Origin of the sequence: Streptomyces fradiae, assembly GCF_041270065.1 — a bacterium.
GTDB lineage: Bacteria > Actinomycetota > Actinomycetes > Streptomycetales > Streptomycetaceae > Streptomyces.
In genome coordinates this window covers 7611476-7636644 of record NZ_CP065958.1, presented here as the reverse complement: position 1 = coordinate 7636644, position 25169 = coordinate 7611476, and the positions used below count along the sequence as shown (strand labels likewise).

Annotated in this window: 16 protein-coding genes, 5 pseudogenes and 1 riboswitch; of the genes and pseudogenes, 12 read left to right on the top strand and 9 right to left on the bottom strand. The window is 71.7% G+C overall.

Going from position 1 to position 25169, the window contains the following annotated elements; all coding sequences use genetic code 11:
• Window positions 1-190: 190 nt before the first annotated feature.
• Both JAO84_RS34635 and JAO84_RS34630 read right to left on the bottom strand, forming a co-directional pair.
• Window positions 191-982, bottom strand: coding sequence for a hypothetical protein (locus tag JAO84_RS34635; RefSeq protein ID WP_370416413.1), 792 nt, complete (start codon window positions 980-982; stop codon window positions 191-193).
• Window positions 983-1143: 161 nt separating this feature from the next.
• Window positions 1144-2007, bottom strand: a complete 864-nt coding sequence (locus JAO84_RS34630) for a bifunctional 5,10-methylenetetrahydrofolate dehydrogenase/5,10-methenyltetrahydrofolate cyclohydrolase (protein ID WP_370416412.1) — start codon at window positions 2005-2007, stop codon at window positions 1144-1146.
• Window positions 2008-2035: 28 nt separating this feature from the next.
• Window positions 2036-2142, bottom strand: a riboswitch (ZMP/ZTP riboswitch).
• Between the two features lie 144 nt (window positions 2143-2286).
• Here JAO84_RS34630 and JAO84_RS34625 point away from each other — a divergent pair.
• Together JAO84_RS34625 and JAO84_RS34620 are read left to right on the top strand one after the other, a co-directional pair.
• On the top strand, window positions 2287-3582 hold the full coding sequence (locus tag JAO84_RS34625) for a GAF domain-containing protein (RefSeq protein ID WP_370416411.1): 1296 nt from the start codon (window positions 2287-2289) through the stop codon (window positions 3580-3582).
• Between the two features lie 45 nt (window positions 3583-3627).
• On the top strand, window positions 3628-5151 hold the full coding sequence (locus JAO84_RS34620; RefSeq protein ID WP_370416410.1) for an aldehyde dehydrogenase family protein: 1524 nt from the start codon (window positions 3628-3630) through the stop codon (window positions 5149-5151).
• A 533-nt stretch (window positions 5152-5684) separates the two neighbouring features.
• Here JAO84_RS34620 and JAO84_RS34615 read toward each other — a convergent pair.
• A pseudogene (locus tag JAO84_RS34615) lies at window positions 5685-5933 on the bottom strand (4-hydroxy-2-oxovalerate aldolase); the annotation flags it as partial.
• 361 nt (window positions 5934-6294) lie between these two features.
• Here JAO84_RS34615 and JAO84_RS34610 point away from each other — a divergent pair.
• The 3 genes from JAO84_RS34610 (at window position 6295) to JAO84_RS34600 (ending at window position 9409) form a co-directional block, all read left to right on the top strand.
• Window positions 6295-7137 carry a PP2C family protein-serine/threonine phosphatase gene (locus JAO84_RS34610; protein WP_370416409.1) on the top strand — a complete coding sequence of 281 codons (843 nt, stop codon included), beginning with the start codon at window positions 6295-6297 and terminating at the stop codon, window positions 7135-7137.
• Between the two features lie 164 nt (window positions 7138-7301).
• The gene (locus tag JAO84_RS34605; RefSeq protein ID WP_370416408.1) at window positions 7302-8336 is read left to right on the top strand and encodes an MASE1 domain-containing protein; all 1035 of its coding nucleotides are present in this window, start codon (window positions 7302-7304) and stop codon (window positions 8334-8336) included.
• Window positions 8337-8821: 485 nt separating this feature from the next.
• Window positions 8822-9409, top strand: a complete 588-nt coding sequence (locus tag JAO84_RS34600) for a TIGR03086 family metal-binding protein (protein ID WP_370416407.1) — start codon at window positions 8822-8824, stop codon at window positions 9407-9409.
• A gap of 296 nt (window positions 9410-9705) precedes the next feature.
• Here JAO84_RS34600 and JAO84_RS34595 read toward each other — a convergent pair whose 3' ends face one another.
• The 4 genes from JAO84_RS34595 to JAO84_RS34580 form a co-directional block, all read right to left on the bottom strand.
• Complete coding sequence (locus JAO84_RS34595; protein WP_370416406.1) at window positions 9706-11292, bottom strand: phospholipase D-like domain-containing protein; 1587 nt, start codon at window positions 11290-11292, stop codon at window positions 9706-9708.
• Between the two features lie 1352 nt (window positions 11293-12644).
• A complete protein-coding gene (locus JAO84_RS34590) occupies window positions 12645-12863 on the bottom strand; it encodes a hypothetical protein (protein ID WP_370416405.1) in 219 nt (72 codons plus the stop codon).
• A gap of 33 nt (window positions 12864-12896) precedes the next feature.
• Window positions 12897-14543: an RICIN domain-containing protein gene (locus JAO84_RS34585; RefSeq protein WP_370416404.1), complete on the bottom strand. Its 1647-nt coding sequence runs from the start codon at window positions 14541-14543 to the stop codon at window positions 12897-12899.
• A 418-nt stretch (window positions 14544-14961) separates the two neighbouring features.
• A complete protein-coding gene (locus JAO84_RS34580; protein ID WP_370416403.1) occupies window positions 14962-16308 on the bottom strand; it encodes a PHB depolymerase family esterase in 1347 nt (448 codons plus the stop codon).
• Between the two features lie 356 nt (window positions 16309-16664).
• On the opposite strand from JAO84_RS34580, the pseudogene JAO84_RS34575 reads away from it, so the two are divergent.
• Window positions 16665-16970, top strand: a pseudogene (locus tag JAO84_RS34575) (hypothetical protein); the annotation flags it as partial.
• A gap of 51 nt (window positions 16971-17021) precedes the next feature.
• Here JAO84_RS34575 and JAO84_RS34570 read toward each other — a convergent pair.
• A pseudogene (locus JAO84_RS34570) lies at window positions 17022-17153 on the bottom strand (IS5/IS1182 family transposase); the annotation flags it as partial.
• Between the two features lie 990 nt (window positions 17154-18143).
• Between JAO84_RS34570 and JAO84_RS34565 the strand changes: the two are divergent.
• From JAO84_RS34565 to JAO84_RS34540, 6 genes and pseudogenes are all read left to right on the top strand, one after another.
• Window positions 18144-18308 (top strand): annotated as a pseudogene (locus JAO84_RS34565) (transposase); the annotation flags it as partial.
• Between the two features lie 378 nt (window positions 18309-18686).
• Complete coding sequence (locus JAO84_RS34560) at window positions 18687-20210, top strand: ABC transporter substrate-binding protein (protein ID WP_370416402.1); 1524 nt, start codon at window positions 18687-18689, stop codon at window positions 20208-20210.
• Between the two features lie 20 nt (window positions 20211-20230).
• The gene (locus JAO84_RS34555; protein WP_370416401.1) at window positions 20231-22063 is read left to right on the top strand and encodes an ABC transporter permease subunit; all 1833 of its coding nucleotides are present in this window, start codon (window positions 20231-20233) and stop codon (window positions 22061-22063) included.
• Window positions 22044-23000 carry an ABC transporter ATP-binding protein gene (locus tag JAO84_RS34550; RefSeq protein WP_370416400.1) on the top strand — a complete coding sequence of 319 codons (957 nt, stop codon included), beginning with the start codon at window positions 22044-22046 and terminating at the stop codon, window positions 22998-23000. The genes JAO84_RS34555 and JAO84_RS34550 overlap by 20 nt, the downstream gene beginning before the upstream one ends.
• The gene (locus JAO84_RS34545; RefSeq protein ID WP_370416399.1) at window positions 22997-23671 is read left to right on the top strand and encodes an ATP-binding cassette domain-containing protein; all 675 of its coding nucleotides are present in this window, start codon (window positions 22997-22999) and stop codon (window positions 23669-23671) included. Before JAO84_RS34550 ends, JAO84_RS34545 begins: the two co-directional genes overlap by 4 nt.
• Window positions 23668-24120 (top strand): annotated as a pseudogene (locus JAO84_RS34540) (MFS transporter); the annotation flags it as partial. The gene JAO84_RS34545 and the pseudogene JAO84_RS34540, both read left to right, overlap by 4 nt.
• Window positions 24121-24601: 481 nt before the next feature.
• Here the strand turns inward: JAO84_RS34540 and JAO84_RS34535 are convergent.
• A complete protein-coding gene (locus JAO84_RS34535; RefSeq protein WP_370416398.1) occupies window positions 24602-25153 on the bottom strand; it encodes a hypothetical protein in 552 nt (183 codons plus the stop codon).
• Window positions 25154-25169: the final 16 nt, after the last annotated feature.

Here is a 25169-nt window from a genome sequence, read left to right as displayed (position 1 = left end):
CCCCAGGGCTTCGCCAGCGGGCGTGCCGTGCCAGGCATCCCGGACCGGGCCATGATCCGCCGGACGGGCCCCAGCGCGGGTCCGGGCCGGGTGCGTACCCCTGGCCCGGGGACTCGCCCGGCGTCGGAGACGTGGATAGCGGCGCTATCCACGGCTTCGGTCCGGGGGCTCCCCGCTCACGCGCCCCGCGTCACCGCAGCGGCGCGGTCAGCTTGCGTTCGCTGCCCGACGGGACGGCGAGGCTGCAGGCCACGGTGGTCTCGCCGAGCAGGTAGCTGGTGAGGTACGGGTACTGGACGAAGGTGGTCCAGCGGGTGCCGAGCGGCTGGAGGGCGGCCTTGGCGCGCAGCGGGGCGCGGCACAGTTCGGCCGCCGCGTCCCGTACGGCGTCGTCGTCCGCGTACCGGCCGGTGAGGGTGATCCGGGCGACGAGTTCGGCGTCGTGCGCCGTGTGGCAGTCGCGCGGGACGACGGTCCCGGGGGCGTCGCGGTCGATGTCGAAGCAGTCGCCGACGCGCAGCACATCGTACGGGCGGGGCGCGGGGCCGGCCGGGGTGCGGCGGGCGGCGGTGGTACGGGGACGGGGGCCGGCGGTGCCGGTGGCGCGCGCGGTGGGGGCGGGCGTGCCGGTCGCGGCCGGGTGCCCGGGGCGGGCGTGGTCCGCGCCGGGCGTGGCGGTGGGCCGGGCGCCGCGGGTGGGCCGCGTCGAGGGCGTGCCGGTGCGCGCGGCGGGCCGTTGCCCGGACGCGCCGGAGGCCGTACCGGACGGCCGGACGGACATGCCGGAGGTGTTGCTGGGGACGGCCGGCGCCGGGGTGGCCGCGGCGGCGCGCGCGTGGCCGTCGGCGGCTCCGCCGCGCGCGGTGACGGCGACGGAGAGCGCCAGGACCGCGGCGAGAGCCGCGACCGGCAGGACGACGACGCCCGGCCGTCTCGGTGGCCGGGCGTCGCGGGACGGGGTTTCCGTCGGCGGGTGGAGCATGGGATCCAGGGTCACCCGGCCGCGCCCATGTGGCGACCGATACCGGCGAGTTGGGCGGCGCTCGTACAGAACCGTGACAATTGCGCGGCGCGGCCGGGAACCGCGCCGTGCCTCCGTGCTGCCTGCCGTCGCAGTCGCCGTCCCATGCGCGCGCGTCCGGTCTAGCGGGCGGCCAGGCCGAGCTGTCGCTCGGCGGCGTCGGCGGTCTGGGCGAGGAGGACGGCGATGGTCATGGGGCCGACGCCGCCGGGGACGGGGGTGATGAGGGAGGCGCGCTCGGCGGCGCCGGCGAAGTCGACGTCGCCGACGTTGCCGGGGTTGTAGCCGGCGTCGATGACGACGGCGCCGGGCTTGATGTCCTCGCCCTTGATGAAGTTGGGCTTGCCGACGGCGGCGACGAGGATGTCGGCCTCGCGGACGGCGGCGGAGAGGTCGGTGGTGCGGGAGTGGCAGTAGGTGACGGTGGCGTCGCGGCCGAGGAGCAGCAGTCCGGCGGGCTTGCCGAGGATGGCGCTGCGGCCGACGACCACGGCCCGCTTGCCGCTGAGCTCGACGTCGTACGCGTCGAGCAGCCGCATGATGCCGCCGGGGGTGCAGGAGACGAAGCCGGGCAGGCCGAAGCCCATGGCGGCGAAGGAGGCCATGGTGACGCCGTCGACGTCCTTCTCGGGAGCGATGGCCTCGAAGGCGGCGCGCTCGTCGATGTGCGGGCCGACCGGGTGCTGGAGCAGGATGCCGTGGACGTCGGGGTCCTCGGACAGCGCGGTGATCGCGGCGACGAGCTCCTCGGTGGTGGTCTCGGCGGGCAGCTCGACGTGCTTGGAGCGGATTCCGGCCTTCGCGCAGCGGTTCTGCTTCATCTTCACGTACGTGACGGAGGCCGGGTCGGCGCCGACGAGGACGGTGGCGAGGCAGGGGGTGGTGCCGGTGCGGCGGGTGATCTCGGCGGCGCGGGCGGCGGTCTCCTCGACCGTGCGGCGGGCGAGCGCGGTGCCGTCCATGAGGCGTGCGGTGCTGGTGGACATGGGAGCTCCTGAGCGTCGTCGTTGACCGGTTGATCGCCCAGGCGCACGGCAGCGGCACGGAGGCACGGAATGCGCGCGTCCGCCGGGCCGCTCCCCGGTGGTGATCCACCTCAAGCGCCAGTCACGGCCCGCGCACCACTCTACGTGACGCCCAGGTGAGAGGTACCGGCCCGGTATCGGTCAGGGCGCATATGCGGTCCGGTCCGGACGCTTGTCGGCGGCGCGTGTGCGCATGACGATGACGTCCACGGTGCGGACGACCTCGACGGGGAGGCCGAGTTGATCGGGACGACATCGGCGGCGGGCACGGACGGCGCGGCGGTACGGCGGGCGCACGAGGCGTTCACGGCCGGCACCGCTCCCGGGGCGCCGCCGGGCACCCCGTCCGTGCGGCCGCTGGTCGCGGATTCCTGGCGGCGTTCGGCACGCGCGCGCGTGAGCCCGGACGGCGCGGCACGGGTGGAGCTGGACGAGGAGGAGCTCGCCGGGCACCGGGACGGGCATCCGCTGGCGGCGGTGATGCCGGTGGTGCGGGAGCTGATGGGGGCGTACGCCCGGGACGGCGAGCATCTGCTCGCCGTGTGCGACGCGGCGGGCCGGATGCTGTGGGTGGAGGGGCATCCGAGGACGCTGCGGCTTGCGCAGGGGATGAACTTCGTCGCGGGGGCGCGCTGGTCGGAGTCGGCGGCGGGGACGAACGCCCCGGGGACGGCCATGGCGGTGGACCGGCCGGTGCAGGTGTGCGCGGCGGAGCACTTCCGGCGGCCGGTGCAGGCCTGGACGTGCGCCGCGGCGCCGGTGCACGATCCGCACAGCGGGCGGCTGCTCGGGGCGGTGGACATCACCGGCGGGGCGGGGCTCGCGCATCCGCACAGCCTGGCGTTCGTGCAGGCGGTGGCGCGGGCGGCGGAGTCGCAGCTCGCCCTGGTCTCCCCCGCCCCGGCGGCCGGCGGCCGGCCCCGGCTCACGGCGCTCGGCAGGGACGAGGCGCTGCTGCACATCGCGGGGCGGCGGCTGCGGCTGAGCCGCCGGCACAGCGAGCTCCTGGTGATCCTGGCGCAGCGCCCGGAGGGGGTGTCCGGGGAGGAGCTGCTCACGCTCCTGTACGAGGACGAGTCGGTCACCCCGGTCACCCTGCGGGCGGAGCTGTCCCGGCTGCGGGGCCTGCTCGGCCCGGAGCTCCTCGCCTCGCGTCCGTACCGTCTGACGGCGGACGTCGACGCGGACTTCGCCGCGGTGGACCGCCGGCTGTCCTCGGGGGCGGTGGCGACGGCGCTGGGCGGGTACGCGGGGCCGCTGCTGCCGTCCTCGTGCGCGCCGGGTGTCGTACGGCTGCGGGAACGGCTCGCCGGGCGGCTGCGGGCGGCGCTGGTGGACCGGGGCGATCCGGGGCTGCTGGCGGACTGGGCGTACAGCGCGTGGGGCGAGGACGACGTGACGGTGTGGCGGGCGCTCGCCTCGGCCGTACCCGCCGCCCAGGCACCGGCGGTACGGGCCAGACTGGCCGCTCTGGACGCGGAACTGTGCGCCGGTGCAACGGGGTTGCAACGTCGGGGCGCGCACCATCGGCCGTGAACGCCGGCCGAGGGCGGCCGGCGCGGTCCGAGGGAGGTCCTGCCCATGACCCGTTTCGCCGCACCCGGCACCGAGGGTTCGCTCATGTCGTACGCGAGCCGTTACGACCACTGGATCGGCGGGGAGTACGTGGCCCCGGCGGGCGGCCGGTACTTCGAGAACCCGAGCCCGGTCGACGGCCGATCGTTCACGGAGGTGGCCCGCGGCACCGCCGAGGACGTGGAGCGCGCCCTGGACGCGGCGCACGCGGCGGCTCCGGCCTGGGGGCGCACGGCGCCGGCCGAGCGGGCGCAGGTGCTGCTGCGGATCGCCGACCGGATGGAGGCCTCGCTGGAGGCGCTGGCGGTCGCCGAGAGCTGGGAGAACGGCAAGCCGGTACGGGAGACGCTGGCCGCCGACATCCCGCTGGCCATCGACCACTTCCGCTACTTCGCGGGGGCGCTGCGCGCGCAGGAGGGCGCGCTCAGCCAGATCGACGAGGACACCGTGGCGTACCACTTCCACGAGCCGCTGGGCGTGGTCGCGCAGATCATCCCGTGGAACTTCCCGATCCTGATGGCGGTGTGGAAGCTGGCGCCGGCGCTCGCCGCGGGCAACGCGGTCGTCCTCAAGCCGGCCGAACAGACCCCGGTCTCCGTGCACTTCTGGATGAGCCTGGTGGCGGATCTGCTGCCGCCGGGCGTGGTCAACATCGTCAACGGCTTCGGCGAGGAGGCCGGCAAGCCGCTCGCCTCCTCACCGCGGGTCGCGAAGATCGCCTTCACCGGCGAGACGACCACGGGCCGCCTGATCATGGAGTACGCGGCGCGGAACCTGAAGCCGGTCACCCTGGAGCTGGGCGGCAAGTCGCCGAACATCTTCTTCGACGACGTGTCGGCGGCGGACGACGACTTCCGCGACAAGGCGCTTGAAGGCTTCACCATGTTCGCCCTCAACCAGGGCGAGGTCTGCACCTGCCCCTCCCGCGCCCTCGTCCAGCGCGGCCACTACCACGACTTCCTGCAGGCGGCGATCGCCCGCACGGAGGCCATCGTCCCCGGCCACCCCCTGGACACCGACACCATGATCGGCGCCCAGGCCTCCGCCGACCAGCTCGCCAAGATCCTCTCCTACCTGGAGATCGGCCAGCAGGAGGGCGCCAAGATCCTGACGGGCGGTCAGCGCGTCGAGCACGGCGGCGACCTGGCGGGCGGCTTCTACGTCCAGCCCACCATCTTCGAGGGCGACAACCGCATGCGCGTCTTCCAGGAGGAGATCTTCGGCCCCGTCGTCGCCGTCACCTCCTTCACCGACCTCGACGACGCCGTCCACACCGCCAACGACACCCTCTACGGCCTCGGCGCCGGCGTCTGGACCCGCGACGCCACCACCGCCTACCGCGCCGGCCGCGCCATCCAGGCGGGCCGCGTCTGGACCAACTGCTACCACGCGTACCCGGCGCACGCCGCTTTCGGCGGGTACAAGCAGTCGGGGGTCGGACGGGAGACCCACAAGATGATGCTGGAGCACTACCAGCAGACGAAGAACCTGCTGGTGAGCTATTCGCCGAAGGCGGTGGGGTTCTTCTAGCGCGCCAAGTCTGTCCACCTGTCTGAAAATGCGCTTCCCCTTCCGCATAACGGTGCGGAGGGGATCGCCAGTGGGGCGGACGATGGTCGTGTCCCGCCTGACCTCGATGTCCTCCTCCACCTCGGGCTTCCTGTTGAGCCACTAGCGAGAGCGTCCACCTCGCTCACCGCTGCGCCGAGCGGCAGGGTGGGGCTGTCCGCGGGCGGAGCCCATCGACAGTTCGTACAGAGCCGCACGGCGCCCTCGACCGAAATCACTGCCCACGGTTGGGTCCATCGATCTGCCGGCCTTCGACTCCGGCACCGGGTAGATCGCCTGGCGGCAGAGCTAGAGACGACACTCCGGGGGAACAGATCGAGGAGTGGCCCGTCAACGAGAACTCGTCAGCACGCTCGGACGCGGGTGGTAGTGCCGGAGCTGGCGCTTTGACGTCCAGGACCGTGTCAGGCAGGTGTCCTGCCGAGTCCGTCCCTGGCGTCGGTGACGCCGTCTCCACCGAACGGCCACAGGTGATCGGCGCCGGTCTCTCCCGGTCAGCCGGCGGAGCCGGCCGCCGCGAGGCCGAGGGCGATGTCCGTGATCATGTCCTCCTGGCCGCCGACCATCTTGCGCCGGCCGACCTCGACGAGGATCGCGCGGGTGTCGAGGCCGTGCCGGCAAGCGGCGGCTTCGGCGTGGCGCAGGAAGCTGGAGTACACGCCCGCGTAGCCGAGGGTGAGGGTCTCGCGGTCGACGCGGATCTCACGATCCTGCAGGGGGCGCACGACGTCGTCGGCGGCGGCGAGATTCCGCAGCCGCTGGCACGCGCCGTAGTGCTTGTGCTCGGCCTTCTTCACGTCTTCGCCGCCACAGGCGAAGACCGTCTTCGGGGCGGTGACGACGTAGCAGGGCACGTACGCGTTCGACAGGGCGACAGGTTCACCGCCGGCGGAGGCGGGCGATGCCCAGGAGGGGCGCCCGGATCCGGGCCCGGATCTCCTGGCGGCGCCTTCGGGCCGGGGTGCGGGGTCGATGAGATGCGGGCGTCGTGCCCGCCGGGCAGAGTGGGGAAGGACCTGTTCGTACCGAGGTGGTCCCCCTTGGTCCCGCGTGCTGGAGACGGGACGGAGTGACGCGAGGATTGTCGTGACGTCGGAGTGATCGATGTTCCGCAGACGGCCGGCCGACAACAGCGAGGACCTTCTGGCCCGGCTCGGGTCGCTGACCGCCAGGGCCCGGGAGTTGGCCGAGACGCAGCGTTCCCGTGTCGAGCTCGCCGTGGCCCTGCAGCGCGGCATGCTGCCCTCGGACCTGCCCAGCTTTCCGGGCGCCCGGCTGGCCGTCCGCTATGAGCCCGCCAACCACGGTCTCAACGTCGGCGGTGACTGGTACGACGCCTTCTCCCTGCCCGGCGGGCAGATCGGCATGTCCATCGGTGACGTGCAGGGGCACAACATCGAGGCCGCCGCCTTCATGGGACAGGTCCGCGTGGCACTGCGCGCGCTGGCCTCCGTCACCGGAGACCCGGGAGAGCTGCTCGGTCGCACCAACGACCTGCTGATCTCTCTGGGCGCCGACCTCTTCGCCACCTGCACCTTCCTGCGGCTCGACCCCGCTGCCGGCACCCTGGAGTGCGCCCGGGCCGGTCACATCCCCCACATCTGGGCCACCACCGACGGCCGCTCCGGCATCGACGACAGCGAGGGCGGGCCTCCGCTCGGGGTGCTCCGCGACGTCGACTACCCATCCACGCGCCACCTGCTCACCGCCGACGGTGTCTTCGTCCTCCTGACCGACGGGGTGGTGGAGGGACCCTCGCTCCACGTCGACGAGGGTCTGGACCGGGTGACGCGGCTCGCCGGGATCACCGCCGTCGCCGGGCTGGACGTCGACGCGCTCGCCACCGCCGTCATGAAGCTGGCGGCCACGGTGGGGCACGAGGACGACGCAGCCGTCCTGGTCGTCGGCCATGACGGCGGTCCGGCCCGGTCGACAGTCGAGGGGTGAAGGGGGCTCGCCCCGGGTCGGGCCAGACCTCGGGCCGGTCCGGACTCCACCAGCGGGTGCGGACTCGTGCCGGTCCGGACTCGTGCCGGTCCGGACTCGTGCCGGACGGCGGCGCCCGACACGCAGGGGTCCTTTCCCGGTCGTGGCGGCCCGGCCGGTGTCTGATGGCTGGCGTGTTGGTTATTCGGCAGTTCCGGCCCTTTACCGAGGCGGCGCTGATTTCGCTGGCTGTGGCGGTCTGCTACTACGCGGCCGGACGGCTCGGCCTGCTGGGCCGCCTCGTCGTCGACGGCGTGGTGGCCACCCCCATCTGGCCGCCCACCGGCGTCGCAGTCGCCGCCCTGCTGCTGTTCGGCGCGCGGGTCTGGCCCGGGATCGCACTCGGCTCCTTCCTCGTCATCGCCTCCCTCACCACCCCTGGGCCCACCACAGTGGTCACCGTGGTGAGCAACACCGTCGCGCCGCTCTGCGCCTTTCTGCTGCTGAGACGGGTCGGCTTCCGGCTGGACATGGCGCGGCTGCGGGACGGACTCTCGCTGGTCTTCCTCGGCGGGTTCGGCGCCATGCTGATCAGCGCGACCGCGGGGGTCGGACTGCAGGTGGTGACAGGCTCCCTGGACAAGGGCGAGTTCTGGGCCGTGTGGCTGGCCTGGTGGGCGGGCGACACGATGGGGGTTCTGCTCGTCGCTCCGCTCCTGCTCGTACTCAGGGGACCGGCCGGACGGTTCCGGGTACGGCGCTGGAAGGAGGCGGCCTTTCTGGGGCTGACGACCCTGGTTCTCGTCCCCCTGGCCGTGCTCAGTCCGATGGGCCTGCTCTTCCTCGTCTTCCCCCTGCTGGTCTGGGCAGCGCTCCGCTTCCAGCTCGCCGGCAGCGTGCTGTGCGCGCTCTTCGCGTCCGTACTCGCCACCGTCGTGGCAACCTCCGACCAGGGTGCGTTCTTCCGCCTGTCGGACGTCGAGATCATGGTCAAGCTCCAGACGTTCAACGGTTCGGCCGCCCTGACCGCACTGCTCCTCGCCTCCGTCATCACCGAGCAGCGTGCGACCCGCCGTTCGGTGCGCCGCGCCTGCGAGGAACTGGCGGAGGTCCTGGAGCACCTCGCGGCGGGCCAGCCCTCGCCGGGTCCGCCCGCCGGGCCCCCGCCCGAGCCCACCGAGAGCCGGGCAGCCCCACCCGGCGGACACCGGGATCCGTGACCCTCCGCGTCCGCGACAGATCCGTTCGACGGTGGCTGCGGCGCTCAGGGTCGGTCGTACGTGCTCCTGGCCACGGCATAGTGGGCGGGACGCGGGCACTGCTTCGAACAGTTCGACATCACCCCTCTAGGGCCCGGCGCCCGGCACCCTACGTCTACAGATTCGGTACCAGGTCGCCTCCCTCGTCCTCTTCCCCATGGGCATCGGGCTCTCACCGGCACCATGCTCGGCAGCTTCCTCGCCGGCTGGAGGGTCCGCCGCAACCCGTACAACGGTCTCGTGGCCATATCTCCCGCCCCGACCAGGACCACAGGACAGTCACGGACAGCAGGACCGCCCCGCAGGTGATCGACCACCAGATCAGGCGGCGGCGGTGCCGGGCCGCCCAGGGCAGGAACCTTCGGGGCGTACAAAGAACAGATGGGCGCGGAGCGATGAGTTTCCGGTGCCCCGGCGGTCCGCCCTGCATGGACAACACATCACGCATGACACCGATCGACCTGGGGGCGGCCGCGGAGCGCGTCGCCCGGCTCGCCGAGGGCATCGACGACGAGCGGCTCGACGACCCGACGCCCTGCCCCGAGTACGCGGTGCGGGAGCTACTCGCTCATGTCGCCGGGCTGAGCGTCGCCTTCCGCGACGCGGCCCGCAAACAGTTCGGGCCGACGACCGGCACACCGCCCGGCTCATCCCGTCCGGTACTGGCGGACGACTGGCGGACGGCCCTGCCGAAGGCGCTGAACGAGCTGGCGGCCGCCTGGCGGGAGCCGGACGCATGGGTGGGGAACACGCAGGCGGGCGGCATCGACCTGCCGGCCGCCGTCATGGGCCGGGTCGCGCTCGACGAACTGCTGATCCACGGCTGGGACCTGGCGCGGGCGAGCGGCCAGAGCTACGAGGTGAGTGAGGAGGAGCTCCGGGTCTCCGAGGGTCTGCTGACTCCGGCTGATGACGCTTCCGGCGAGGGGTTCTTCGGGCCGGTCGTCGCGGTACCGGACGGCGCGCCCCTGCTGGACCGCGTGATCGGCCTCAGCGGCCGCCGTCCTGACTGGTCCCCGGCCCAGGGGCACTGACCCGCAGGGTTGCTGACGCGACTGGGCCCTGATCACGCGAAGACCTCCGGTGGGGTGGAGGCGTCCAGGACCACACCGCACGGAGGTCTTCGTATCTCACCGTGATGCGCGCCCACTCCTCCACGGCAGGCGGCCACTGGTGGAACGGGGCCGCTCCGGCCGCCCCCGACGCACACGTCGCCCCGAGCTTGGCCGCGACGCCGGCAGCCGCGCGGGTCCACCGCCTCCGTGCGCAGCGCCGGGTGTGCACCTCGGGTCAGCGCACACGCTGACCCGAGGTGCCGGTCGGGCGGGCGTCAGCCCCGGCAGACGCCGCGCGTGTAGTCGTACGTCGCCGTCGCCTGCGAGTACCGCCACTGCGGCGCGAGCAACCCGTCCGCCAGCTGACGCGCGGCGACGGGGCTTTCGATCACGTAGCCGAAGTCCTGGAGCCAGGAGGGGTACAGGTTCTTCGAGCCGATGTAGAAGGCCGAGTCGTCCACCGAGACCAGCTTGTGGTGCTGGGCGTACGGCTTGCCGTCCGCCCACGTCGGCTTGTCCGAGGCGCGGAAGGTCGCGAGCTGCAGGTTCCGGCACATCGCGGCCCTTGCCTTCGGCACGTCACCGGTCAGGGCCGTGAGGCGGCCGCGCAGGGCGTCGCTCACCTCGGACAGCGACTTGATCTGCGAGTAGCCGCCGCTGCCGATGGTGCCCCGGTTGGCCGGGTCGCTGACGACGATGCGCACCTTCACACCGGCGGCGAGTTTCGCGGCGAGTGTGTCGTAGAGCCGGACGTCGTAGCGGGGCAGCGGCGGGCAGGTCGCGTTCAGGTCCTGCTGCGAGATCTCGACGTGCTCGGTCGCGCTCGCGACCAGTGCCCGCAGGGCGCTCTCCTCCGGGTTGACCGTGTCGTAGTCGCGGTCGGAGTTGGTGTGGTCACGCACACCGAATCCACAGGTGGTGTCGGCGGCCTTCGGTAGGACGGGCTGGAACGACGAGGACGGGTCGCTCTGCCTGATCCCGACGCCGAGGCCGCCCACCGCGAGGGCGGGAATGTCACCGTCGGCGGACGGGGCGGCAGACCGGGGCAGGGTGGGCAGGCAGCCCGCACCGTTGGAGGAGGCGAACCAGACGGCGGTCCAGTTGCTCTTGTTGCGACAGGTCCAGTCCCACAGCGTGTCGAGGTAGCGACCGGCGGAGCCCGCCGCCGGGCCGGACAGCGCGAGGTCGACGTCGTTCACCGGGTGGGTGGTGTCGAGGTAGTCGTCCTTCCAGCTGTTGATGCCGCCGGTGATCACCGAGTTCCCGTCCACAACGACCAGCTTGGAGTGGTTCCAGGAGAAGGCGGTCTTCGACGTCGTCGTCGAGGCCACGTTGAGGGTGACGCTCGCGGCCGCCGAGCCGAGCCTGTTCACCAGCTCGTCGCGGTAGGAGGACGGGATGACGTTGGCGTGGTAGACCGGCGCGGCGCCGACGAGGATGCGGACCTGGAGGCGGTTGCCCTTCTCCGTCGCCTCCTTCAGGCCGGCCACGATCGCGTCCTGGAAGCCGCCGTTGGGGAACGGGGCCAGCGTGGATATGTCCACGCTCTGCCGGGCGTTCGCAATGTCCTCGCGCACCTTCTCCAGCAGGCGTCGGGAGCCGGCACGGTCGCCGCAGGTGGGATCGCCCCAGCAGCCGGGGGTCTGGAGCAGCCAGTCGGAGGCGCCGGGGGCGGAGGCACCCAGCTGGTTCCCCGACGTGCGCTCCCACACGGAGCCCTCCAGGCCGGGAGAGACCTGGCGCAGGGACTGCTCCACCGCGTCCAGGTGCGGGGTCGGCGCGTCGGCGAACGCTGGGGCGGCGGACAGCAGAAGGGTGGAGAGGGCGAGCGGAAGGGCCGTCGTACGGATGGTGCGGGCCAATGTGGTTCCTTGCTTGGGGGGGGGCGGCTCGGGGCCAACGGCTCCGTGAACGGGGCGTCGACCTTGATCAACTCCCGTAAGTTACCAACGCGTATCTCCTGGTTCACCCCAACCACGCTGCTTTCAGCCGTAATCGCGCCCTGCACCGTCGTAGAGGCTTCCCCACCATGGCCCGCTCGTGGCCCGACCGGTGCGTGGCCGTCGAAGCCGGTCTCAGGGGCGCCCGTGGTCCGGCAAGGCGCAGACGAACTTCTCCTCGGTCACCCGCAGCCGGGTGACCAGGGCCGGGTCGAGCCGGACCTGGCTGGTCACGGAAGCCGTGACGGTGCGGCGGGCGTCGGGGGTGGCTGTGGCGGACCGGGTACAGCCGGCGTGTTGCCGGTGTTGCCGGTGTTGCCAGTGTTGCCGGTGTGGCCGAGGACGAGGCCGCACTGGGTGGCGCAAAGGCCGAGCGGCCGGTACACCAGGTCGCAGCAGCGACTCTCGTCTCAGCGCGTTCTTCGGCTGAACGCCGGGGGCTCGCCAGTCTGACCACGACTGTTCAGGCGGGCAAGGGCCGCACACCTTGTCATGGATCTGCTGCCAGCGGAGGCCGACCTGCCGTACCCGGCCTGAACCCGACAGTCGGGGTGGGGTCCCTGCGGGGCCCCACCCTGGGCACGGTTCGTCTTCCCGGCGGCGGAGTGCCGACACCCGAACTGCTTTACGTGGGAATGGAGTTCATCGTCCTCTCGAAGCGTCGAGTGCACCGCGTGGGACAAGGCCGCAGACGAAGGGAGCCAGGCTCGCATCACCGGACACAGCGACCACGAACGAGCGTTCTGGGACAACCCGGCCGCCGAACTGGTCCCGCTCGCCATCGGCGGCGACGCCGGCCCGGACAGCGACCTCATCGCCGGCTGCACCGAGGCGGGCGGAAGCCTCGACTTCGGCCCAGCCTTCCCACACCGGCCGGCCCTCTACCGGCTCTGCCTGAGCCTGTTGCTGGTGGTCGTCGAGGGCGGGCCCCGCGGCTTTCGTCCCGCGCCCCTCGCCTCCAGCCGCCGCATGCTCGCCGACGCCGTCACCCGGCTGAGCACCGCTGCTCGGACGGCTCGGTAACGACCCCCGCCGGTGACGTGTCCAGCAAACCTATGAGCGGGCGCAGGGCGGCGAGCAGTACGACGGCCGCGGCGACGGCAGGCAAGGGGCCGGGGGCCGTCGCTGCATCCGCCGAGCTGCCCGCCGCCGTGGACGGCGACCTCGCGGAAGACCACCGCGCGGGAGCGGGCGAGAGCGTACGACATGGCGGCACCGCAGCTGAATCCCAGGGCGAAGCGCTGTGTCGTGTCGACCCCCAGATCCGCCTTGCCTCACCTGATCACGTCGTCGACAAAGGTCACGTCCTCCCCGCCGGCATGGGACCAGCCGTTGTTGAGGTCAGACTGGGGGGCCGCGCCGCAACCGGGGCTCGCGGCCGCGGCGCTGACGGGTGCGGAAGCCGCGCCGGAGGTCTTGAGCGGGGTCTCCTCGCCCTGGCCGCGGCCCGGCGCCGTGCTCCCCATGGTCAGGACGGTCAGCACCGCGACCACGGCGGGATGAGAGCGATCTCGTTCCGCGGCCCCTCAGGCCCGGGTCCACTTCTGGTTGGTCTGGCCGTTGCACATCCACAGGACCAGCGGGGTCCCGTTGGCGGTGCCGGCCCCGTTGACGTCGAGACACAGCCCGGCGTGGACGTTTCGGATCGACCCGTCGGAGCCGACTGTCCATTTCTGGTTGGCCTGGCCGTTGCACGGCCAGGTGATGACGCGGGTGCCGTTGGTGCTGCCCTGGTTGTAGGCGTCCAGGCACTTGTCGCCGAAGACGCGGACCTCGCCGCCCGCCCATGTGGTCCACAGCTGGTTGGCGGCCGTGTGGCAGTCCCAGATCAGTACCGTGGCCCCAGCGGCGGTGGAGGCGTTGTCCACGTCCAGGCAGCGGGCGGATGCGTTGCCCCGCAGGCGCGAGGTGGTGGCCGCCTGCGGGCTGCCACCGGTCACCCGGAACACGGCCACGCCGTGGGCGGGGACGCTCGCCGAGATCTGCCCGGTCGTGCTCGCCGTGCCACCCGTCCACAGGTCGGCGAGGGTGAACGTCCCACCAGACAGGCCGACTTGTGCGGCCGTCGTGGTGACCGTCGCGGTGCCGCCTCCACGGTTGAACAGACCCACCGCGACCGAGCCGTCGGACAGGGGCTTGGCGAACACCTCCGTGCTGCCGTCGTCACGCACTCTGCGTCCGCCCGCGCCCAGCTGATCCTGGTTCACCGCCAGCAGACGCGGGTTGCGCAGGATGGCGCTGACGTCGGCGGACATGGTTCGGATGTCGTTGCCGGCCATGAGCGGGGCGCCCATCAGCGCCCACAGGGCGAAGTGGGTGCGGGACTCGGTCAGTGACAGGCCGGGACGGCCGACGACCAGCATGTCGGGGTCGTTCCAGTGCCCGGGCCCCGACTGTGCCGCCAGCGGCGCGGTGACATCCAGGACGTTGCCGACGCCCATCGGATAGCTGTTGGTGTTGCCGTTCTGCCAGATGTCCAGCAGGTCCTCGGTCGTCCGCCACAGGTCGGCGACCTCGCCCCAGTTGTACGTGGCACCAGTGATGGCGTGCAGGCTGTTGGGGTTGATGCTGTAGACGATCGACCGCCCGGTGGCACGCAGGGCGTCGCGCATGAGCGTGAACCGCGCGACCTGCTCGTCGCGGGTGCCGCTGGACGAGCACCAGTCGTACTTGAGGTAGTCGACGCCCCACGAGGCGAACATGGCGGCGTCCTGAGCCTCGTGCCCCTTACTGCCCGTGGACCCCGGGTAGCCGCCCGTGGCCTGCGCACAGGTGCGCTCACCCGGCACCTGGTAGATGCCGAACTTCAGCCCCTTGTCGTGGATGTAGTCCCCGAGCGCCTTCATCCCGCTCGGGAACTTGGCCGGATTTGCCCGCAGGTTGCCTGCCGCGTCGCGCTGCGGGTCGAACCAGCAGTCGTCGACCACCACGTACTGGTAGCCGGCGTCGCGCATGCCCGAGGACACCATCGCGTCGGCGGCCTGGCGAACCTGGGCCTCGGTGATCCCGCACCCGAAACTGTTCCAGCTGTTCCAGCCCAGGGGCGGCGTGAGCGCCGGGCTGCCGGGCGCGGCCGAGGCGGTGGAGTGGGAAGAGGCCGTCACGGACGCGGTGACCGTCAGCACAGCGGTCGCGAGGAGGCGGAGCAGTCGTCCGCTTAATCGTCTGGGCACCAGGAACTCCTTATACGGAAAGGCGACACGAGGTGGGGTGGATGACCCTTCCTGATGTCACGTACATGACACTTCAAGAAGGGAGAGGAATGTTTGAAATTTCGAATGCCATTTCGAGACTTCGGCGTCCCCCGAATAGTAGAGAGATGAACGAACATGTCAACGCCACCCGATGGCCCAGCCCCGCCACGCGACCTGCCAGGGCCGGAAAGGGTCCGAAACTCCCAGACCCTACGAGATCGCGAGAAGACCGATGCTCACGCCGTAGGCGTGGTCGCTCTGGCGCCTCGCCATGCTGCTGCCTGGCCACCTCGCTGAATGCAGCCCGAATTCCTTGACGAACCCCGTACAGGCAAACCCATACGCCCAGCCCGCAGGAGCCCTTAACCCGGGGTGCGCCGACAGGCCGGCCGCCGCGTCACCCCATCGTCCACTGCTGGTTCGCGCCTCCGCTGCAGGACCACAGCTGGACAGGCGTGCCGTCGGTGGTTCCCAGGCCGGCCACGTCCAGGCAGAGCCCCGACTGCACCCCGGTGACGGTACCGTTCGGGCTGACCTGCCACTGCTGGTTGGGCTGGCCGTTGCAGGACCAGACGATCACCTTGGTGCCGTTGGTGGTCCCCTTGGCGCTGGCGTCCAGGCATAGCGTGCCGCCACCGACGGTGACGGTCAGCTGGTTCGACGCCGTACGCGTCCAGGTCTGGTTCGCGCCTCCGCTGCAGGCGAAGATCTGCTGCTGCATGCCCGGCGCCGCGTTCGTGTCGGTCAGGCACTTACCTGCGGCCACCGCACGCAGCGCACCTGTCGTGCCGCCGGAGGAGGCCGCGTCCAGTCCCATGAAGTGGACCGCGTTGGCGGCCATCCCCGAGCCCTGGACCGGCAGTTGGTGTCCGGCCCCAGCGATGCTGTACGCCTCGACCTGGGTGGCGCCGGCGCTGTTGTTGTACCGGGTCCGGGTCCAGTTGGTCGCGGGGGTGTCGGTGGCCGACGGCGTCTGGCTCACGCCGAGGACGTTGGTCCACTGCTTGATCTCTTCGCCGAGGTTGTTGTGGTTCAGGATGGTGTCGGCGGTCCCGTGCCACAGCTGCACACGCGGCCGCGGGCCGGTGTAGCCGGGGTATCCGGTGTTCCGCACCAGGCCGCCCCACTGCTGCGGGGTCATGGACACCCGGCCCTGGGCGCAGGCCGAGTTCCAGCCGCGCACCGAGCCGGTGGCGAAGCAGTGGTAGGGCACTCCCATGAACGCCGCGCCCGCCTTGAAGACATCGGGGTAGTCGGCGAGCATCACGTTCGTCATCATGCCGCCCGAGGACTCCCCGGTCACGTACACGGCGTTGGGATTGCCGCCGTGGTGCTGCTCCGCGTAGGTGATCATCGACATGAGCCCGACCGGGTCGCTGCCGCCGTTGCGGGTCAGCGCCTGGTCCGAGGAGACGTCCCAGCAGCTTCCGCTCGGGTTCGTCGAGGGGTAGATGACGAGGAACCCGTACTTGTCGGCCTGGGAGGCGAAGTCGGTGCTCGAGTACATGTAGGGGCCCGTTCCCTGGCAGCCGTGCAGGGCGAGCAGGATCGGCGGGTTGGGTTTGACGCTGTTCGGCACGTACAGGTGCATCAGCAGACCGGTCGGGTTGGTGCCGAAGTTCGTGATCTGCGTCAGCGAGGCGGCAGCGGCCCGTGAGGCCGCCTGCAGGCTCAGGCCGACCGCGAGGCCGAGCACCGTGATGATGCCGAGCAGCCGGAACGCGAGCGAGCGGGATCGGGACATGGGACCTCTCCGTCGGGACGGCCAAGAGCGTGAGGAGGTCCGGCGCCACCGCGGAGTAACGCCACCGATACTCGTGCCCGTCCGCCGCTTCCGTCAACAACCGCGCCGCGACCTTACGGTGGCCGGACGGGCCCGCTCCGCCCGCCTGTGGATTCGCCGACGGCCGGACCAGGAAGTCCCGCCGTACGCGGTGAAAGCCGTACACGGCCGGCCACCGAGAGCGGAGGACGCGCCCCGGCCGCCGCCCCGGGGCGACCCGTGCGCGGAGTTCTGACAACACGCAGCGCCCGACAGAGGTTTCAACGGGGCAATCTTGCAGAGGCTTGCCTCGCAGAGAATGTTAGCGCTAACATTCTCTGCGAGGAGCCCGGCGTCCCCCCATTCCCAGCGACCCGTCATGCCATGACTCAACGGGAAACCCCGTCTCGTCTCCGCAAGGTCCGAACAACGGTCGGGCGCACGGCCGTCGGCATGATCACAGTCGCCATCACAAGCCCCGCGGCTCACGCCGGGGCGAGCGCGCTCGGCGCGGCAGCAGCCGCTGCTCCGGCACCTCGGTACCCGCGGCCAAGCTCGGCGACTCGACGTACTCCACCGTTCTCGACCGGGAATTCACCGTGATCACCCCGGAGAACGAGACGGAGTGGGACACCATCGAGCCGTTCCGGGGGTCGTTCAACTTCGCCCCGGGCGACCCGATCGTCAACCACGCCCCACAGACGGCCACCACGAGGCCCGTTTCCGCCCTGTTCACGCGCGACCTTCAGCAGCCGCTCGAACTGCCGCATCCGCAGACCCGTGAAGGTCTCCATCCACAACGACTCAGCCCTCAGCACCCCCGCCAAAGGGAAAACCCCGAACCGAAGCCTTCCGCAACACGCTTCAGTACTCCAGCCCTGTTTCGCGGTCTTGCCACGGGGGCCGGCTGGGAACGAGCACGACAACCACTCCGCGATCACCGGGGGTTGTATGGACTCCTGAAGATCGTGCGGTGGCCGCAGTGGCGCAGACCCCGCCCGCCGGCGGGCGATGTCCGACCAGGCCATGGCCCGGATCGCGGGACGATTCGGCCGTGTTGAGCCCCGGGCGACTGCCCGCGCCCACCTACTCGGGCTGCCGTCCGAAGCCAAGCGGAAGAACTGCTGGCGGCTGACCGAACGGGCCGGTCACGCCCGACCCGGCCGATGCGGCGCCGGCTGCGCTACGCCCGCTGGGACGCCGACGCCGTCCGCGACGACATCACGACATCCGCTCCTACGTCGCCGACCGCCTTGGCGCCGACGGCGGAGTGCCGATCGTGGACGAGCCCGGCTTTGTGAAGAGATTCCAGTCCGGCGTCCACATCACCCACCGAATCAGCGGGCGTCAGAAAGTCCGGAAAGTAAGCGGCCCTTGGAAACAAGGGCACGAAGACGCTCCGCATAACACGCCCCGGCCCCCTCTCCCGCGTCCACTGCCTTGCCATGCAGTACCACCCGGCGTAGGCCCACCGCCCTCTGCGCGACTGCAGTCGGTGCAGATTCGCGGCGACTTCCCGGAGCGGATCAGGCGCGGCGGCAATAGGCGATAAACGGGGTTCAACAGACATGAGACGCCTGCTTAAGAACGGTCCCGTAACTGGTCAGAGTGACCAAAAGTCCCAAGGCAACGGGGTCGGCTCAGGTTCCGAGGCGTCCCAGTCACCTGGCTGATCTCCGAACGGTTTCCCGCCACTCGGCCATTACATCTTGGGACTCGTCCATGGCGGGATCGCGACTTCCGCGGGGTGCGTAGGCCGTGGACCGGTCTGCGCGGAGCGGCACATGGGCGCAGCACCAGGCCCACTTGGCGCCTGCGAGAAGCACAACCGCTCCCACAAACAGGTCCGCGCCCGCGTCGAGCACACCTTCGCCCGGATGAAGGGCTGGAAGATCCTCCGCGACTGCCGCCTCAAAGGCGATGGCGTGCACCACGCCATGCTCGGCATCGCCCGACTGCACAACCTCACCCTCGTCGGGTAGCCGAACAGCCCGCACACCGACCACCCGCACCCGGGCTGCGCCAAAGATCGTTTACGGGACAGCCCTTAGTTCCGCCTGCGCTGCGAAGGAGGAGGCATGAGCGCACAGACGGACGCAGAACTTGTGCCTTCGCGCACGAAGTGCCGTACGAGGAGACCGACCGTCGAGCACCGACGCCGCGCCCACCGCCGACCCCACGGACTGCGTGCACCGATGCCACGGCAAACAGCAGCCACGACCGCCCGGTTACCGCACTGGCAGCGCGTGGCCGCCCCGCACCACCCTCACCGTGCGGGGTCTCACCACAACCTCGTAATGACAACGATTTTCATTCTGCTAAAGTCTGGACCCTTACCCCTGCACCTTTGAGGAATCCCCGTGCCCCGCCTTCCCCGAAGCACGACCCATCGTGTCCGCCGCGGCATACTCGCCGCCGTCGCCGTCTCCACCGCCTCGGCCCTGCTCGGGGGGTGCTTCGCCGGCAGCGCGGCGGACGCGGACGACAACTCCGAAGACGGCGGGCGCATACGGGTCGCGATGATGCAGCCACCACGGTCGGGGCTCTCCCCTCTCTCCGACGACGCCTTCAAGCTGTCGCGCTGGTCCACCGCCGAGACCCTGGTCCGCCTTGACCGCGACGGCGACGCCCTCCCCTCGCTCGCCACGAGCTGGCGACAGCAGGGCCGGACCTGGACCTTCACCCTGCGCGAAGGCGTCACCTTCCACGACGGCAGCCCGCTCACTCCCGCCTCCGTCGTCCGCTCCCTCACCGCCGCCGCTGCGTCCTCTCCCAAGCCACGGATCCTCGACGGCGTCGACCTCACCGTCCGGGCGGACAGCTCCCGTTCCGTTCGCGTGACCACCGCGCAGGCCGATCCCCTCGTACCGCAGCGGCTCAGCTCTCCGCAGCTGTCGATCCTGGCCGCCAAGGCGTACCGGGGCAGGACCGTCGACCCGGTCGGCGCCGGAACCGGGCCGTTCGTCCTCGTGCGCGCCGACGGCACCTCGTCGGCGACGCTCGACCGGTACGACCGCTACTGGGGCGGCCGTGCCAAGGCCCCGGGAATCGACGTGCGCTATGTGCCCGACGGAACCGCCCGGGCCGCGGCGTTGCGCAGCGACGAGGCCGACATCGTCGAGGCGGTGCCCGTCTCCCAGGCCGCGTTGCTGGACCGGAAGCTCATCACCGAGGTCCCCATGCCCCGGACGAACACCCTGTATCTGAACACCGAGCGCGGCGCCTTCCGTGATCCGGCGCTGCGGGCCGCTGCCCGTGAGGCCGTCGATGCCCGGGCTCTCGTCTCAGGCGTCTACGAGGGCCGGGCGGATCGCGCCGGTGGACTCCTTGGCCCGGCACTGCCCTGGGCTGCGAAGCTGCGCACCGCGGTCCGGCGCACCCCGGCAGCCGACCCGAAGGGCGCGACGATCACGATCGGTACCTTCACGGACCGCGCCGAACTGCCCGAAGTCGCTCAGCTTCTCCAGCAGCAGCTGCGCGAGGCGGGGTTCAAGGTCGAGCTGGACGTGCGGGAGTACACGCACATCGAGGCGGACGCCCTGGCGGGGAAGTTCGACGCCTTCGTCCTGTCGCGGGCCACCGTGCTCGACTCCGGTGACCCGGCCGCCTACCTGTACAGCGACTTCGCGGGCGACGGGTCCTTCAACATCTCCCAACTCTCCGACTCCGCCGTCGACTCCGCGCTCGCCACCGCAGCGGCCACGGCAACGGGCGAGGCCCGCAGGAAGGCCGTCGTCACGGCCGAGGCCGCCGTGCTCGCCACCGACGCGGCCGTGCCGCTGCTGCACGAGCGGGTGATCCAGGGTGACGCCGAGAACGTCGTGGGCGCCGCGCACGACCCTCGCGAGCGTGAGCTGATCACCGTCGACACCTACGTACAGTGAGGCCGCCCGTCTTCCGCGGCATGGCCGGACGCACCACCTCGCTCCCGTCCCTGTCCTCGGCGATCCGCTCGACCGTAGGGGCTGGGGCCACCCGAGTACTCGCCGTGGCCGCGGTGGTGACCGTGGTCGGATTGCTGCCGTGGCTCTCCGGCAAGGACCCGGCACTCGCACTCCTGCGCGGCAGGTCCGCCGAGCAGGCCCCGACCCCTGAGGCGCTCTCCGCCATTCGCACCGATCTCGGCCTGGGCGCGGGCCCCGCGGGCCTGCTCGGCAGCTGGCTGATCCGGCTGGTCCACGGCGACCTGGGAGTCTCGTGGGTGTCGGGCACCGAGGTGCTGCCGGCCGTCGTCAGGGGGCTCGGTGTATCCCTGACCCTGATGGGAGCGGCTCTGGGGGTCGCTCTCGTCGTCGGTACGCTGCTCGCCGGCCCGGCCCTCCTACGGGGCCGTGCCACGGGCGGGACGGTGGCGGCAGTGCTCGCGGCGATACCCGAGTTCCTGCTCGCTCTGGTCCTCCTGCTCTCCGTCGGTGTGTGGCTGGGGTGGCTGCCCACCTCCGGCTGGGCGGGCTCGTCCCATCTGGTGCTGCCGGCCCTGGCGCTCGGCGTCCCGGCCGGTGCGCTGCTCGGCCGGCTGGTCGCCGACGCGCTTCCGGCCGTCCTCGACGAGCGGTGGGTGGAGTTGTGGCGGGGCGCGGGCGTCGGCCGGTGGTGCGTCACCGGCGCGGCGCTGCGCCGGGCACTGCCCGCGCTCGCCGGGCAGTTCGGCATGGTGGCCGTCGGCCTCACCGGCGGCGCGGTCGCCGTCGAGACGGTGTTCGCCGTGCCGGGCATCGGCCGTACGGCTCTGGGCGCGGCGACGTCCCAGGACCTGCCGTTGCTGCAAGGGTGCGTGCTCGCCCTGCTCGGTCTCGGGCTCCTCGCCGGGGCCGCCGCCTCGCTGGTCCGGCGCCGGCTGCTCGGGCCCGCGTCGCGGGAGGCCGGGCTCGGCCTGCCCGTGCCGCGTGCCCGGCGGATTCCGCTCGCCCTTCCGCTGGGACTGGCGGTGGTCCTGGCGGTGGCGATCGGCTCGGGACTGCTGCGGGATCCGTACGCGGTGGATGTGGCGGCCCGGCTCGCCGCGCCGTCGGGATCGCATCCGCTCGGCGCGGACGCGCTCGGCCGGGACGTACTCGCCCGGCTCGGACACGGCGCGGCCGCCACGGTGGGCACAGCCGCGGCCGTGACGGTGGCGAGCTGGCTGATCGCGCTCGTGCTCGGTTTCGTCCCCGAAGCGGCGGCCGGGCTCGCGGATGTCGCCAACGCACTGCCGCCGGTGCTCACGGGTTTGCTGGTCGCGGCGGTGACCGGTCCGGGGAGCGGGGCGGCCGCGCTCGCCGTGACGCTGGTGTCCTGGCCGCCGCTCGCCGCACACGCGTCGGCGCTGGTCCAGGAGACGCGGGCGTCCCGCTTCCTGCTGGCGCAGCGGGCCATCGGCGCGGGTCCCCTGTGGATCTGGACCCGGCACGTCCTCCCCTCGGTCGCCGGACCGGTCGCCCGGCACGCCGTGCTGCGGTTGCCCGGCATCGCACTCGCCCTGGCGTCGCTCGGCTTCCTGGGGCTCGGTGCACAGCCCCCGTCGCCCGAGTGGGGACTGCTGCTCGACGAGTCGGCCGACTACGTGGAGCGGGCGCCGGTCGCCGCCCTCGCACCGGCCGTGGCGCTCGCGCTGCTGGCTGCCCTCGCGGTGTGCCTGTCGTCCCTCGGCGGGTCGGTCCGCCGGGGCCCCGCACGCCGCCGCCCTGGAGCCCGCTCCCGTCTCCGTTCCCTGTTCGCCTCGAGGAAAGTCCGGTCTCTTGTCTCTCCCCCTGCCTGACTCCCCCGCTCCGCTGCTCCGGGTGGACGGTCTGCGGATCGGTTTCGCCGACGGCGAGGCCGTCCGTGGCGTCTCCTTCGACCTGTCCGCCGGTGAAGTACTCGCCCTGGTGGGCGAGTCCGGGGCCGGAAAGTCCCTCACCGCGCGGACGCTGCTCGGGATGGTCCCGCGCGGGGCCGTCGTCCACGGCCGGGTGCGGCTGGAAGGCGGCCCCGTCACCTCGGCCCATCTCGGCCGCCGCCTCGCGTGGATTCCCCAGGACGCGATGTCGGCCCTGTCGCCCGTACACCGTGTCGAGGACCAACTGGCCTTCGCCGTACGGGCTGTGGCGCGCGCGGGGCGCCGCGAGGCGCTGACCGTCGCTCGCCGGGCCCTCGCCGAGGTCGGTCTCGGACCGGAGCCGGCCGGCGCGTTCCCGCACACCCTGTCAGGTGGCATGCGCCAGCGTGCGGTGATCGCGATGGCCCTGGTCAACGAGCCGGCGCTGGTCGTGGCCGACGAACCGACCACGGCACTCGATCCGGAGCGCCAGGAACACGTGCTCACGATGCTGCGGGAGCGCTGCGCCGCGACGGGGGCGGCGCTGCTGCTGGTCAGCCACGACCTGGCGGCGGTACGGCGACACGCCGACCGGGTGGCCGTGATGTACGCCGGCCGGATCATCGAACGCGGCCCGGCGGAGCTGGTGCTGGGGCGACCGGTCGCCCCGTACACGCGAGGGCTGCTCGCCTCGCTGCCCAAGGCCGGGCTGCCCCACCGCTCGCGACTGCCCGTCCTCGCCGACGCTCCACCCGCCCCGGGATCGGCAGGTGGGGGCTGTCCCTTCGCCCCTCGCTGCCGGTGCGCCGCGGACCTCTGCCGACAGCAGGAACCGACGCTCCGGGCGGTCGACGGGCGGGCCGTCGCCTGTCACCACCCCCTCGGGGAGGCGGTGTGAAACGGCTCCTGGAAGTACGCGACCTGGTCGTACGGTACGGGGCGCGGCAAGTCGTCGACAGGGTGTCCTTCACGGTCGGCGCCGGGGAGGCGGTCGGCCTGGTCGGTCCCTCGGGCTGCGGCAAGTCGACGACGGCCCAAGCGGTACTGCAGTTGCTGCGACCGTGTTCCGGGTCGGTGCGCTTCGCCGGGGTCGAGCTGACCGGCCTACGGGAACACGAACTCCGGCCGCTGCGTCCCCGGTTCCAGCCGGTCTTCCAGGATCCGTACGGAGCGCTGAGCCCGCGCCGCCGGGTTCGCCGGCAGATCGCGGAGCCCCTGCGCGTCCACGGGCGCAGGTCGGCCGTGGACAGTCGGGGCCGGGTCGACGAGCTGTTGGAGCTCGTCGGCCTCGCGCCCGCTCACGGGGAACGCCTCCCGCACGAGCTGTCCGGCGGGCAGTGCCAGCGTGTCGCCATCGCCCGCGCTCTGGCGACCCGGCCGGATCTGCTCGTGCTCGACGAGCCGACCTCCGCACTCGACCCTTCGCTGCGCGCGGGGATCCTCAACCTGCTGATGGATCTCCAGGACGCTCTGGGAATCGGCTTCCTGCTCATCTCTCACGATCACGAGGCGGTGCGACACGTCAGCCACCGCATCCTGACCATGCGCGACGGAAGAATCATGCCGTGACGCCGCTCGCCCGCCTCCTGATCGGCAGCCAGTTCGCCTTCCACGTGGGCTTCTTCGCCGTCCTGCCGTATTTCGCCGATCACCTGGCCGGGACACTCTGCCTGGGCGGGGCGATGGTCGCACTCGTGCTCGGACTGCGAACCTTCAGCCAGCAGGGACTGTTCGTCGTCGGAGGCCTGCTCACCGACCGGTAGGGGCCGCGGCCCCTGGTCCTCGTCGGCTGCGCGCTGCGCGTCACCGGATTCTGCCGGCTCGCCGGTGCGTCGAGCGCCGGCGCCGTCATCGGAGCCGTCGTCCTCGTCGGCTTCGCCACCGCGTTGTTCTCCCCAGCCGTCGAGTCCGAGATCACCCGTGAGGCGCTGCGCATCGAGCACGCGGGCGGCCGGCCCCGTACACGTACCCTCGCCCGGTTCTCCGCCGGCGGCCAGACCGGCGCCCTGTTCGGCCCGAAAAGAGCGATGGAAAGGGGCGGCGGGACAAGAGAGGCGCGGACGCGCGCGATCCCGGCAGACGACGTCGACGCCGGGCCGCTGGGCGAGACACGCGGCCAGACTCGACGCTTCCCGATCAGGCCCAGTAGGACGATCCCGATCCAGTAGTGGCCGTCACAGGACAGCGGTACGACTGGAGACGGCAGTCCCCCATCCTCCACCAGGTACGGCGTGTCAAACAGCCACAAGCCGTGTCCGCCGGTGCCGAGCCCCATCAACTCGGCAAAGAGGATGTGGTCCTCGCTCCACGAAGTTGGCTGATTGGTCGGAAATGCATCCCGGTCAGCCGTGACACCGCCGCCGTTTCGCACGCGCAGAGTCGAGCAGTGATTCGGGGAGTCGCGGCCCGAGGACTTGCTCCGCGTCGGCGGCGGTCGCCTGGGTCAAGGCGGACTGGACACCGTAGGTGTGTCCGCGCCAGGAAGACGCCCTGACTTCATCAAACGTCATCGGCCACTCCACTCGGGCCATCGCCGCGAACCAGCTGGTCAATCTCTGCGGCGGAGTCGGCGGCGAGGCGGTAGATACCTTGGAGGCTCGTTGAACGGATCAGGCGTCCGTCCTCGACGTGCTTGAGCAGTCGCTCGCCCCGGCGGGATGTGTACGTCAGCCGCTCCAGGAGGTCCCCGGGGACAACAGTGTCGAACCTGAGCGGGGCACCTGGCGGCCCGATGAGCACTTCGGTGACACATCCGGTCTTGAGCGGGCGCCAGTCCAGCAACTTCACGTAATCGTCATCGGGAAGCGCCGAGCCGGCGTTCTCGTAGGGGACGATCTGCGCTACCTCCAGCGCTCCCAGCACATAGAGACAGGTGCGGTTGGCTCGCACTGGATAGATGCGGTCGCCAGGCTGCACTCCCGCACGCAGGAAGCTCGGCAGTGATTGGTGCGGCCCGCCGAACAGCATCGTAAGCCGCTGCCCGGTCCGGCCCAACCGTTCCAGCTCCCGGCACAAGCCGTTGGTCCACAACGTCGTATAGGAGTTCGCCACGTCGGCACGGTAGCCG

Bases quoted from the DNA above. Each gene is read 5' to 3' on its own strand.
- JAO84_RS34635 (WP_370416413.1), bottom strand. From the start codon at position 982: ATGCTCCACCCGCCGACGGAAACCCCGTCCCGCGACGCCCGGCCACCG.
- JAO84_RS34630 (WP_370416412.1), bottom strand. From the start codon at position 2,007: ATGTCCACCAGCACCGCACGCCTCATGGACGGCACCGCGCTCGCCCGC.
- JAO84_RS34620 (WP_370416410.1), top strand. From the start codon at position 3,628: ATGACCCGTTTCGCCGCACCCGGCACCGAGGGTTCGCTCATGTCGTAC.
- JAO84_RS34610 (WP_370416409.1), top strand. From the start codon at position 6,295: ATGTTCCGCAGACGGCCGGCCGACAACAGCGAGGACCTTCTGGCCCGG.
- JAO84_RS34605 (WP_370416408.1), top strand. From the start codon at position 7,302: ATGGCTGGCGTGTTGGTTATTCGGCAGTTCCGGCCCTTTACCGAGGCG.
- JAO84_RS34600 (WP_370416407.1), top strand. From the start codon at position 8,822: ATGACACCGATCGACCTGGGGGCGGCCGCGGAGCGCGTCGCCCGGCTC.
- JAO84_RS34580 (WP_370416403.1), bottom strand. From the start codon at position 16,308: ATGTCCCGATCCCGCTCGCTCGCGTTCCGGCTGCTCGGCATCATCACG.
- JAO84_RS34555 (WP_370416401.1), top strand. From the start codon at position 20,231: ATGGCCGGACGCACCACCTCGCTCCCGTCCCTGTCCTCGGCGATCCGC.